Source organism: Streptomyces sp. NPDC044002, from assembly GCF_056434525.1.
The window spans coordinates 77,976-90,388 of record NZ_JBWKEZ010000006.1 but is presented as its reverse complement, the minus strand read 5'-3'; the positions used below and the strand labels follow the sequence as shown (position 1 = coordinate 90,388).

Annotated in this window: 8 protein-coding genes; 3 read left to right on the top strand and 5 right to left on the bottom strand. The window is 71.8% G+C overall.

The features are described 5' to 3' along the window. Window positions 1-166: 166 nt before the first annotated feature. Entirely contained in the window at window positions 167-1,048 is an 882-nt protein-coding gene (locus AC07A6_RS06545; protein ID WP_478776309.1) for a Cof-type HAD-IIB family hydrolase, read from the top strand. Between the two features lie 94 nt (window positions 1,049-1,142). On the opposite strand, the gene AC07A6_RS06540 is transcribed toward AC07A6_RS06545, so the two are convergent. From AC07A6_RS06540 to AC07A6_RS06525, 4 genes are read right to left on the bottom strand one after another with little or no spacing between them, the layout of a single operon-like run. Then, window positions 1,143-2,888, bottom strand: coding sequence for a GAF domain-containing sensor histidine kinase (locus tag AC07A6_RS06540; protein ID WP_386270681.1), 1,746 nt, complete (start codon window positions 2,886-2,888; stop codon window positions 1,143-1,145). 37 nt (window positions 2,889-2,925) lie between these two features. Continuing rightward, window positions 2,926-6,501 carry a thiol reductant ABC exporter subunit CydD gene (cydD, locus tag AC07A6_RS06535; protein ID WP_478776308.1) on the bottom strand — a complete coding sequence of 1,192 codons (3,576 nt, stop codon included), beginning with the start codon at window positions 6,499-6,501 and terminating at the stop codon, window positions 2,926-2,928. Window positions 6,502-6,547: 46 nt separating this feature from the next. Continuing rightward, entirely contained in the window at window positions 6,548-7,549 is a 1,002-nt protein-coding gene (cydB, locus tag AC07A6_RS06530) for a cytochrome d ubiquinol oxidase subunit II (protein WP_478776307.1), read from the bottom strand. Window positions 7,550-7,567: 18 nt separating this feature from the next. Next, window positions 7,568-9,073, bottom strand: coding sequence for a cytochrome ubiquinol oxidase subunit I (locus AC07A6_RS06525; protein ID WP_362456605.1), 1,506 nt, complete (start codon window positions 9,071-9,073; stop codon window positions 7,568-7,570). Between the two features lie 213 nt (window positions 9,074-9,286). Here AC07A6_RS06525 and AC07A6_RS06520 point away from each other — a divergent pair, with 213 nt between their 5' ends. Next, window positions 9,287-9,655 carry a cyclophilin-like fold protein gene (locus AC07A6_RS06520; protein ID WP_042801275.1) on the top strand — a complete coding sequence of 123 codons (369 nt, stop codon included), beginning with the start codon at window positions 9,287-9,289 and terminating at the stop codon, window positions 9,653-9,655. A gap of 42 nt (window positions 9,656-9,697) precedes the next feature. Here the strand turns inward: AC07A6_RS06520 and hisC are convergent, their stop codons facing one another. Beyond that, window positions 9,698-10,777, bottom strand: a complete 1,080-nt coding sequence (gene hisC, locus AC07A6_RS06515; RefSeq protein WP_385762798.1) for a histidinol-phosphate transaminase — start codon at window positions 10,775-10,777, stop codon at window positions 9,698-9,700. A 362-nt stretch (window positions 10,778-11,139) separates the two neighbouring features. Here hisC and AC07A6_RS06510 point away from each other — a divergent pair, with 362 nt between their 5' ends. After that, window positions 11,140-12,255 (top strand): LacI family DNA-binding transcriptional regulator, encoded by a 1,116-nt coding sequence (locus tag AC07A6_RS06510; protein ID WP_007265278.1) that lies wholly within the window; start codon window positions 11,140-11,142, stop codon window positions 12,253-12,255. Window positions 12,256-12,413: the final 158 nt, after the last annotated feature.

Here is a 12,413-nt window from a genome sequence, read left to right as displayed (position 1 = left end):
TTCCCCCCCCCCCCCCCCCCCCCCCCCCCCCCCCCCCCCCCCCCTCTCCCCCCCCCCCCCCCCCCCCCCCCCCCCCCCCCCCCACCCCCCACGCCTCCGAAGGGCTGCCCCACAGCGGGAGCGGGGAAAAAATGTCTGGACGATCATGGTCCGGCGGCAGGGGCCCATGGGCGAAGATGGAGCGGTGACCTCGGCTTCTCAGCGCCCCGACGGGCCGACCCCCGCCCCCCGGCTCATCGCCACCGATCTCGACGGCACCCTGCTGCGCGACGACAAGTCCGTCTCGCTCCGCACGGTCGCCGCGCTCGCCGCTGCCGAGGAGGCCGGGATCGAGGTCTTCTTCGTCACCGGCCGCCCGGCCCGCTGGATGGACGTGGTCAGCGACCACGTCCACGGCCACGGCCTGGCGATCTGCGCGAACGGCGCCGCCGTCGTCGACCTCCACGCCGGCCGGGAGTTCGTACAGGTCAGGGCGCTGGCCCGGGCCACGGCCCTCACCGTCGTCAACACCTTGCGGAAGGCCGCCCCCGGCACCTCCTTCGCGGTCGAGATGACCACCGGCATCAACTACGAGCCGGCCTACCCGCCGTTCTTCCAGGACCCGGGCGCCACGGTCGCCACCGCCGAGAAGCTGCTCCACGAGGAGCACGACGACCAGGCGGCGCCGGTGCTGAAGCTGCTCGCGCACCACCCCGAGATGGCCCCGGACGACTTCCTCGCCCTGGCCCGGTCCGCCGCCGGCGCCTACGCCTCCATCACCCGCTCCAGCCCCACCGCACTGCTGGAGATCAGCGGGCTCGGCGTGTCCAAGGCCAGCACCCTGGAGCTGTGCTGCGCCGAACGCGGGATCTCCCCCGCGGAGGTCGTCGCCTTCGGGGACATGCCGAACGACGTGGAGATGCTCCGCTGGGCCGGCACCTCGTACGCGATGGGCAACGCCCACCCGGACGTGATCGCGGCCGCCTCCGGCCGTACGGTCGCCAACAACGAGGACGGGGTCGCCGTGGTCATCGAACGGATCCTGGCCGACCGCGCCGCGCGCGGCTAGGGGGTGTCCGCAAAGTGGCGCCGTCCGCCCGAAGGGCGGGCCCCGAGACTTTGCGGACACCCCCTAGGACCCCCCGCCCGGCCAGGGCTGCGGATCACAGCGGGGCCTCCCAGACCAGGGTGGTCCCGCCGCCGTCCTCCCCGATGCCGGATCCGTACCAGCTGGAGCCGCCGAGCGACTCCGCCCTGCGGCGCAGGTTCCGCAGGCCGCTGCGCCGGCCGCCCTCCGGCATGCCCACCCCGTCGTCGGCGACTTCCAGCCGTACCCCGGGCCGGCCGTCGGGCAGGCTGGCGGTGGAGTCGACCAGCACCTCGATCCGGGACGCGTCCGCGTGCCGGAAAGCGTTCGACAGGGCTTCACGGAGGGCTGCGATCAGGTTCTTGCCGACCAGCTCGCCGACGACCGTGTCGACCGGCCCGACGAAGCGGTGCGCCGGCTTGAAGCCCAGCGGTACGGCCGCCATGTTGATCTCCCGCAGCACACGGGTGCGCAGCCCCGACGGGGCCTCCGCCGGGCCCTGCTGGAGCGCGAAGATCGCGGTGCGGATCTCCTGGATGGTCACGTCCAGCTCGTCCACGGCCTTGCCCACGCCGTCGCGGACCTCGGGGACGATGGACCTGCGCTGCGCGCCCTCCAGCATCATCCCGGTGGCGAACAGCCGCTGGATGACCAGGTCGTGCAGGTCCCGGGCGATCCGGTCGCGGTCCTCGAACACCGCGAGCCGCTCCCGGTCGCGCTGGGCCTCGGCCATCATCAGCGCGAGGGCGGCCTGGGATGCGAACTGCGTGGCCAGGGTCCGCTCCGCCTCCGTGAAGGGCCGTTTGCCGCGGGCCCGCGGGGTGACCAGCGCGCCCAGCACCCGCCCGCCGCTGTGCAGCGGCAGCATCATGCAGGGTCCGTACTGGCTGGTCAGCCTGCTGATCATGCGGGGGTCGGAGGCGGCGTCGTCCACGAAGACGGGCTCGCCCCGCAGCAGCTTGTCCACCACGGGGCTATCTGCGGGAATGACCACTCCGAGCGAGGTGGCGGGGTTGTCCGCGGAGACCGCGACGATCTCCATGCCGCCCTCCTCCGCCGGCAGCATCACGATCCCGGCGGCGGAGTCGGCCAGCCTTCGGGCCTGTTCGGCCACCACCGACAGGGCGTCGTCCGCGTCCCCGCCGGACAGCAGGGCCGTGGTGACGGCCACCGAGCCGTCGATCCAGCGCTCGCGCTGGGTGGCGGCCTCGTAGAGCCGGGCGTTGCCGATGGCGATGCCCGCCTCGGTGGCCAGCACCCGGACCATGTGGACGTCGTAGTCGTTGAACTCGCCGCCGCCGTTCTTCTCGGCGAGGTAGAGGTTCCCGAAGATCTCGCCCTGCACCCGGATCGGGACGCCCAGGAAGGTCTTCATGGGCGGGTGGTGCGCGGGGAACCCCGCCGACCGGGGGTCCTTCGTCAGATCTGCGAGCCGGACGGTGTCCGGGTGGGAGATGAGCGCGCCGAGCAGGCCGCGCTTTCCGTCCGGCCGGTGCCCGATCCTCCGCGCCAGCTGTGTGCTGACGCCGAAGGTGACGAAGTCCGAGAGCCCCGGGCCGTCCGTGTCCACGACCCCGATCGCCGCGTAGCGGGCGTCGGCGAGCTCGGCGGCCGTCTCGCAGATGCGGTCGAGCGTCGAGTGCAGTTCCAGGCCGGTACCGACCGAGCGCATGGCCTCCAGCAGTTGCGGGACGCGCGCGGTCAGCTCCGTGGACAGCCCGTGCAGGCTCCGGGTGGCCTGGGCGGCGGCCTCCAGCGGATCCGGTGCGCCCCCACGGGATTCCGGCGACTCCGGTGATTCCTGCGACTCCTGCACTGACATGCCCTTGAGCGTAGTTAGTCCCGTTTAGGAGGGAAAGTCAGCCCGGGGTGCCGATGAGGGCCCGATCGGCCTCCCGCTCACGCTCCAGCAGGGTCCGCAGCGGCCCCTCGGCCTCCGCCAGCTCCGCATAGGCACCCCGCTGCACGACCGCTCCCCCGTCCAGTACGAGCACCTCGTCCACCGCCGCCAGCCCGGCGAGCCGGTGCGTGATCAGTACGGTGGTCCGGCCCTCGGTGGCCGCCAGCAGATCCGCCGTCAGGGCGTCCGCGGTCGCCAGGTCCAGGTGCTCGGCCGGCTCGTCCAGGACGAGGACGGGGAAGTCCGCCAGCAGCGCCCGCGCCAGGGCCAGCCGCTGGCGCTGCCCGCCGGAGATCCGCTCCCCGTGCTCCCCGACCAGGGTGTCCAGCCCGTCCGGAAGTCCGTCGGCCCACTCCAGCAGCCGGGCCGCGGCGAGCGCCTCGCGCAGCTCCTCCTCGCTCGCCCCGGTCCGGGCCAGCCGCAGGTTCTCGCGCACCGAGCTGTCGAAGAGGTGCGCGTCCTGGGCGCACAGGCCCACGATCCGGCGTACGTCGTCGCCGTCGAGGGCGCGGACGTCCGTCCCGCCCAGGGTGTACGCGCCTTCGTGCGGGTCGAGGAAGCGCAGCAGGACCTGCGCCAGGGTGGTCTTGCCCGAACCCGACGGCCCGACGACCGCGATGCGCCGGCCCGCCTCCAGGGTCAGGTCCAGCCCGTGCAGCGCGTCCCGCTCCTGCCCCCCGTGCCGGGCGGCGAGGCCCGTCAGCCGCAGCGGGAACGGCGAGGCCGGCAGCGCCCGGGGCTCGGCCGGCTCGGCGACGGGCACCGGGGCGTCGATGACCTCGTACACCCGCTCGGCACTGCGGCGCACCCGCTGGCGGTACTGGACGGCCAGCGGGAGCCCGCTGACGGCCTCGAAGGCGGCGAGCGGGGTCAGCACCACCACCGCCATGGCCACCCCGGACAGCCGGCCGTCCGCAACGGCCTCCGCACCCGCGAACGCGGCGCACACCACCGTGAGTCCGCACACCAGGGCGGACAGCCCGCCGCCGAGCCCGTTGGCCGCGGCCCCGCGCGAGGCGATCCGGGTCAGCACGCCGTCGCTCTCCCGCGCCCGCTCCTTCCGGCCGGCCAGCGCCCCGGCCACCGTCAGTTCGGCGGTACCCGTCAGCAGATCGGCCACCCGGGTGGCGAGTTCGCCCCGGGCGGGCGCCAGCCGCCGCTCGGCACGCCGCGCACAGGCCCCGCTGAGCAGCGGCACCCCCACGCCCGCCGCGAGCAGCCCCACCGCGAGCACGGCGCCGGCCTCCGGCAGCATCCAGGCGGTGAACGCCACCGACCCGGTGCCGACGAGCACCGCCGTACCCACTGGGAGGAGCCAGCGCAGCCAGTAGTCCTGGAGCGCGTCGGCGTCGGCCACCAGCCGGGAGAGGAGGTCCCCGCGCCGCTGCTCGCGCAGCCCTGCGGGGGCGATCCGCTCCAACCGGCGGTACACCGCGACCCGCAGGTCGGCGAGCATCCGCAGCACGGCGTCGTGCGACACGAGCCGCTCGGCGTAGCGGAAGACGGCCCGCCCGATCCCGAAGGCCCGCGTCGCGGTGACGGCCACCATCAGGTACAGCACCGGCGGCTGCTCGGAGGCCCGGGAGATCAGCCATCCGGAGACGGCCATCAGCCCGACGCTGCTCCCGACGGGCAGCGCCCCGAGCAGCAGCCCGAGCCGGAACCGGCCCTGCCAGGCCGCGGCCACGGCCCGCACCCGCCGCAGCGGGTCACCGGCCGCTCCCGCACCCGCGGTGTTCCCGCCGGCCGATCCTCGTCCGGTCCGCTCGGGTCCGCCCCCGAGGATCCACTCGCCGGGGCCCGAGACCACCGCGGACCCGCGCGAAGCCGTCCCCCCTTCCGCCCCGGAGGCCGTACCCGCTGTGGTCGCGGAGGCCATCGCCGGCCGGGCCGGGTCGCCCTCGCCCACCGCCACCACCCGGTCGGCCACCGCCAGCAGCGCCGGCCGGTGCACCACGAGCAGCACGGTCCGCCCGACCGCGAGGCGTCGTACGGCATCCACCACCGCCGCCTCGGTCTCCCCGTCCAGGGCCGCCGTCGGCTCGTCCAGCAGCAGCACCGGCCGGTCCGCGAGGAACGCCCTGGCCAGGGCGAGGCGCTGGCGCTGCCCGGCGGACAGCCCGGCCCCGCCCTCGCCGAGCAGGGTCCGCGCCCCGTGGGGCAGGGCCGAGACGAACTCCCACGCCCCTGCGTCACGCAGGGCCGCTTCCACGGCCTCGTCCTCGGCTCCGGGCCGGGCCAGGCGGACGTTCTCGGCGATGGTCCCGGCGAACAGGTGCGGCCGCTGCGGGACCCATGCGATGCGCTCCCGCCACTGTTCCAGGGAGAGTTCCGCCAGGTCCGCGTCCCCGACCCGGACCCGTCCCGCCGTCGGGGTGACGAAGCCCAGCAGCACGTTCAGCAGGGTGGACTTCCCGGCGCCGCTCGGGCCGGTGAGGGCCACGCACTCGCCCGGTCCGACGACGAGCGAGACGGGTCCCGGAGAGCTCGCGCCACGCCCCTCGTACCGCACCTCGACCTCGTCGAGCGCGATCCGCAGCCCCGTGGCCGGCACGTCGGCGCCGCCGCCCGGGGCGGGGGCCGGGGTCTCCAGGACCTCGAAGATCTCTTCCGCGGCGGCCAGTCCCTCGGCCGCCGCGTGGTACTGCGCGCCGACCTGGCGCAGCGGCAGGTAGGCCTCCGGCGCGAGGATCAGGATGACCAGCCCGGTGTACAGGTCCAGTTCCCCGTGGACGAGCCGCATGCCGATGGTGACCGCGACCAGCGCCACCGACAGCGTCGCCAGCAGCTCCAGGGCGAAGGATGACAGGAAGGCGATGCGCAGGGTGCGCATGGTGGCCTGGCGGTAGTCGTCGGTGATCTTCCGGATGGACTCGGCCTGTGCCTTGGCCCGCCCGAACACCTTCAGCGTGGGAAGACCGACCACCACGTCGAGGAAGTGCCCCGACAGCCGGGAGAGCAGCCGCCACTGGCGGTCCATCCGGCTCTGGGTGGCCATGCCGATGAGGATCATGAACAGCGGGATCAGCGGCAGGGTGACCACGATGATGGCCGCCGACACCCAGTCCTCGGTGACGATCCGGGCGAGGACCGCCCCCGGGACCACCACCGCGAGCCCCAGCTGGGGCAGGTAGCGGGAGAAGTAGTCGTCGAGCGCGTCCACGCCCCGGGTGGCCAGGGACACCAGGGACCCCGTGCGCTGTCCGCTGAGCCAGCCGGGCCCCAGGCCGGCGGCCTGGTCCAGCAGCCGGCCCCGGAGTTCGGACTTGACCGCCGCGCTCGCCCGGTGCGCGGCGAGCTCCGTGAGCCAGGCGACGAGGCCGCGCCCCAGGGCCACCGCCGCGAGCAGCAGCAGTGGCGTCCGGAGCGCGGCGCCGTCGAGTCCCCGCTCGAAGGCTCCGACCACGATCTCGGCGATGAGCATCGCCTGACCGACGACCAGCCCCGCTCCGGCGAGCCCGAGGGCTACCACCGCCCCCAGGAAGAGACGGGTGGAACGGGCGTACCGCAGCAGGCGCGGGTCGATCGGTTTCACGTGAAACATCCCCTCGGCAGGGTCGGGCAGGAGTGACGCGCGCGGCTCAGTGCGCGTCGACGATGTGCTGCGTACCGATCCGCTTGCGGAAGACCCAGTACGTCCAGCCCTGGTAGAGCAGGACCAGGGGAGTGGCCACGGCCGCGCACCAGGTCATGATCTTCAGGGTGTACGGGGTGGACGAGGCGTTGGTGACCGTGAGGCTCCAGGCCGCGTCCAGCGAGGACGGCATGACGTTCGGGAACAGCGTCAGGAAGAGCATCGCGACGGCCGCCGCGATGGTGATCCCGGACAGGGCGAACGCCCAGCCCTCGCGGCCCGCCAGGTTGAACCCGAGGGCCCCGACCAGTGCCAGTACGGCGACGGCCATCGCCACCAGGCTCCACACGTCACCGCGCGAGGCCTGGGTCCAGATCAGGAAGGCCAGGGCCAGGACGGCCGTCACCACACCCAGCCGGGTGGCGAGCGCACGCGCACGGTCCCGGATGTCCCCGACGGTCTTCAGCGCGGCGAAGACGGCGCCGTGGAAGGTGAACAGGGTGAGGGTGACCAGGCCGCCGAGGACCGAGTAGACGTTGAGCAGGTCGAGGACGTTGCCGACGTACTCCATGTCCTGGTCGATCTTCACGCCGCGCGCGATGTTGGCGAAGGCCACGCCCCACAGGAAGGCCGGGATCAGCGAGGTCCAGAAGATCGCGTGTTCCCAGTTGGTCTGCCACCGCTCCTCGGACCGCTTGTGGCGGTACTCGAAGGCGACACCGCGGACGATGAGGCAGCCCAGGATGATCAGCAGCGGCAGGTAGAAGCCGGAGAAGAGGGTCGCGTACCACTCGGGGAAGGCGGCGAAGGTGGCACCGCCGGCCGTGAGCAGCCAGACCTCGTTGCCGTCCCAGACGGGTCCGATGGTGTTGATCAGGACCCGCTTCTCCGTGCGGTCCCGGGCGAGGAGCTTGGTCAGGACACCGATGCCGAAGTCGAAGCCCTCCAGGAAGAAGTAGCCGGTCCACAGGACGGCGATCAGTACGAACCAGACGTCGTGAAGTTCCATGGTGTGGTCTCCTCAGCCTCAGTACGAGAAGGCCATCGGCCGGTCGGGGTTCTTGTCGTCCCCGCCGATCCTGGTGGGCGGGTTGAGGTCGGCCTCGGTGAGCTCGGGCGGGCCGGCCTTGACGTACTTCACGAGGAGCCTGACCTCGATCACCGCGAGCACGGCGTAGAGCAGCGTGAAGCCGATCATCGAGGTGAGCACCTCGCCCTGCGAGACGCCCGGCGAGACCGCGTCCTTGGTGCGCAGCACTCCGTAGACCACCCAGGGCTGGCGGCCCATCTCGGTGAAGATCCAGCCCCAGGAGTTGGCGATCAGCGGGAAGAGCATGGTCCAGAGCGCGGCGATCCAGTACAGGCGGGCGAACCGGGGGCTGAGCGCCTTCTTGAAGAGGACGAGATGGGGGACCTCGTCCTCACCGGTGCGCAGCGCCGGCGGCAGCATGAACCGCTTGCGGGTCAGCCACAGACCGAGCATGCCGATCCCGAGGGAGGCCATGCCGAAACCGATCATCCAGCGGAAGCCCCAGTAGGCGACGGGGATGTTGGGGCGGTAGTCGCCGGGGCCGAACTTCTCCTGCTCGGCCTTGTTGACGTCGTTGATGCCGGGGACGAAGGAGCTGAAGTCGTCGTTGGCGAGGAAGGACAGGAGGCCGGGGATCTCTATCGCCACCTTGTTGTGGCCCTTCTCCACGTCTCCGTAGGCGAAGACCGAGAAGGGGGCCGGCGCCTCGCCGTCCCAGAGCGCCTCCGCGGCGGCCATCTTCATCGGCTGCTGCTTGAACATCACCTTGCCGAGCAGGTCGCCGCTGATCGCGGTGCCCATCCCGGCAATGATCATGACGACCAGGCCGAGCCGCAGCGAGCTGCGCATCACCGGGACGTGCTTCTTGCGCGCCAGGTGGAAGGCGGCGATGCCGACCATGAACGCACCGCCGACGAGGAACGCGGCCGTGATGGTGTGGAAGAACTGGGTGAGGGCCGTGTCCTGGGTGAGGACCGCCCAGAAGTCGGTGAGCTCGGCCCGGCCCCGCTCCTCGTTGATGCGGTAGCCGACCGGGTGCTGCATCCAGGAGTTGGCCGCCAGGATGAAGTAGGCGGACAGGACGGTGCCGAGGGAGACCATCCAGATGCAGGCGAGGTGGATCTTCTTGGGGAGCTTGTCCCAGCCGAAGATCCACAAGCCGATGAAGGTCGACTCGAAGAAGAAGGCGATCAAGGCCTCGAACGCCAGCGGGGCACCGAAGATGTCACCCACGAATCGCGAGTAGTCGGACCAGTTCATGCCGAACTGGAACTCCTGGACGATGCCGGTGACGACACCCATCGCGATATTGATCAAGAAAAGCTTGCCCCAGAACTTCGTGGCTCTGAGGTACTTCTCCTTCTCCGTGCGGACCCACGCGGTCTGCAGGCCGGCAGTCAGCGCGGCAAGCGAGATCGTGAGCGGAACGAAGAGGAAGTGGTAGACGGTGGTGATGCCGAACTGCCAGCGCGCCAATGTCTCAGGCGCCAAAGCTAGGTCCACGTCGTCTTCTCCTTGTCGTCGCCGTGGTCACAGCGGGCAGTCTGCCTGGCGGGTTCCCTCCCATACCGGGAGGAAGCAGGACACGCTTGTGAACGCGTTCACATTCACAAGCATTATGTCCTATCGCTCGCGGCCCGAATCGGCCGGGGTCCCCTTTATTGGCCACACCCTCGGCCACTAGCCAAGAAATTCAACAGATTGTTGAATGTGGCCATGCAGATTCGAATCTCCTGGCCCGCGGGCCTGCTCACCGCGACCCTCGACGAGACCCCGACCAGCAAGGCGCTGGCCGCGGCCCTTCCGATCTCCGCCTCCGCGAACACCTGGGGCGAGGAGGTCTACTTCGACACCGGGGTCTCCGTGGCCCTGGAGGACGACGCCCAGCAGGTCGTCGAGCCCGGCACGGTCGCCTTCTGGACCGAGGGCGACGCACTCGCCCTGCCCTACGGCCCCACGCCCATCTCGCGCGGGGGCGAGAGCCGCCTGGCGAGCCCCTGCAACGTGCTCGGCTCGTTCGACGGCGACCCCCGCCTCCTGGCCACCGTCCGCGACGGCGACCCCATCCGCGTGGAACTGGTCTGACCCCGGCTCCACGGCTGCGGCAACCCGGCCGCGGCTCCCTGCCTACAGCTCCTTGAAGAACGCCTCCGCCGTGTGCAGGAAGAGGTCGTTCGCCTCGGTCTCACCGATCGTGACCCGCAGGCCCTCGCCCGCGAAGGGCCGGACCACCACACCGGCCTTCTCGCAGGCCGCCGCGAAGTCGGCGGTCCGCTCCCCCAGCCGCATCCAGACGAAGTTGGCCTGGGTGTCCGGGACCGTCCAGCCCTGCGCGAGCAGCGTCTCGTGGACCCGGTTGCGCTCGCACACCAGCGCCCCGACCCGGCCCATCAGCTCGTCCTCGGCCTGCAGCGAGGCGACCGCCGCATCCTGGGCGAGCTGGCTCACACCGAAGGGCACCGCCGTCTTGCGCAGCGCCGCGGCCACCGGCTCGTGGGCCACCGCGAAGCCGACGCGCAGGCCGGCCAGCCCGTACGCCTTGGAGAACGTGCGCAGCACGGCCACGTTCGGGCGGTCGCGGTAGAGCTCGATGCCGTCCGGGACGTCGGCGTCGCGCACGAACTCCCGGTAGGCCTCGTCCAGCACCACCAGGACGTCCGAGGGCACCCGGTCCAGGAACCGCTCCAGCTCGGCGCGGCGCACAGCGGTGCCGGTGGGGTTGTTGGGGTTGCAGACGAAGATCAGCCGGGTCCGGTCGGTGATCGCGGCGGCCATCGCGTCCAGGTCGTGGACGTCACCGTCGGTCAGCGGCACCTGCACCGACTTCGCACCCGAGATCTGGGTGATGATCGGGTACGCCTCGAAGGAGCGCCAGGCGTAGATGACCTCGTCGCCCGGGCCGGCCGTGGACTGGATCAGCGACTGGGCCACGCCCACCGAGCCGGTGCCCGTGGCGATGTGCTCGACCGGCACGCCGAAACGCTCCGCCAGCTCGTTCACCAGGCCGGTGCACGCCATGTCCGGGTAGCGGTTGAACCGGCCGGCGGCCGCCACGGCGGTCTCCAGGACCCCCGGAAGCGGCGGATACGGGTTCTCGTTCGAGGACAGCTTGAACGCGACGGCCCCGCCCGCGGCGGCGGGCTTGCCGGGCTTGTAGGTGGGAATGCCGTCCAGCTCGGCGCGCAGCTTCGGGCTCTTCTCGCTCACCGCAGGTCCTCCTCGACCGTCCCGTCGACGTCTCCGTCGACTCAATACTGCTCACCTTATGAGGATTCCGCCGATCCGAGAATGGCGGGCGCCAGGAACACAGGGGGAGCGCGCGCATATATGCGTGCGCCGGTGGCCTGCGCCGTGGCGCGCGTCCCTCGTGCAGGTGAGTTGAGGGCGGCCCGGGACGGCTCCGTTTTGGCATGCTCGTACCCGTCGACAAGCCCCAATCTCAGCCCAGGGCCGCAAATACCTTCAATTCCAAGGTCATTGGGGGTGGCGAACCATGCAGAATCGTGCCTGTCAACGCGTGCATATGCACCCGAACCACCCTCCCCTCAGCGCCCTACTATCGGCTCGCCATGACAGCAGCAGGGAAGCATCAGGTGAGCCGGACCGAGACCACCCGGCGGGTCGGCGGCCGACAGGGCCGGGCCGGCATCAGGGACGTGGCCGCCGCGGCGGGCGTGTCCATCACAACCGTCTCCGACGCGCTCAATGGCAAGGGGAGGCTGCCGGACGCCACCCGCCGCCACGTCCGCGAGGTCGCCGACCGGCTGGGGTACCGCCCCTCCGCCGCGGCCCGCACCCTCCGTACCGGCAAGTCGGGCCTCATCGGCCTGACCGTGACCACGTACGGGGATGAACCTTTCACCTTCACCGAATTCGCCTACTTCGCCGAGATGGCACGGGCCGCCACCTCCGCCGCGCTCGCCCGCGGCTACGCCCTCGTCATCCTGCCCGCCACCTCACGACACGACGTCTGGTCCAACGTGGCCCTCGACGGCACCGTCGTCATCGACCCCTCCGACCACGACCCGGTCGTCAGCGAACTGGTCCGCCAGGGCCTGCCCGTGGTCTCCGACGGCCGGCCGGCGGGCACCCTGCCCGTCACCGCCTGGGTGGACAACGACCACGAGGCCGCCGTACTGGGCCTCCTCGACCATCTCGCCGCCGCCGGGGCCCGCCGCATCGGGCTGCTCACCGGCACCACCACCGACACCTACACCCGGCTCTCCACGACCGCGTACCTCAACTGGTGCGAGCGCGTCGGCCAGGACCCGGTCTACGAGTCCTACCCCGCCCACGACCCGTGCGCCGGCGCCGTCGCCGCCGACCGGCTCCTCGCCCGCCCCGACCGGCCGGACGCCGTGTACGGGCTCTTCGACCCCAACGGCACCGACCTCCTCGCCGCCGCCCGGCGCTACGGGCTGCGGGTCCCCGAGGACCTGCTCCTCGTCTGCTGCAGCGAGTCCACCGTCTACGCCAACACCGAACCGCCCATCACCACGCTCTCCCTCAAGCCCCGCCGCATCGGCACCGCCGTCGTACAACTGCTGATCGACGCGATCGAGGGAGTGGACACCGGACGCCCCGTGGAACAGGTCGTGCCGACCGAGCTGATCATCCGCACCTCCTCGCAGCGCAGAACACCCCGCACGACCGTCAGCCCGCCGCGCTCGCCGGCCCAGGACTGACCTCCACACCGTCACACGGGCGGGACCGATGGTCCCGCCCAGGATTTCCACAACTCCCAAATCAGGCCAAAAGGGCAGGAAGGAGAGGTTCCGGCCAGGATTCACCACCCCTGGTGCGTCACAGAGCGCGAGCCGCATTCCTATGATGGGCGCACGAC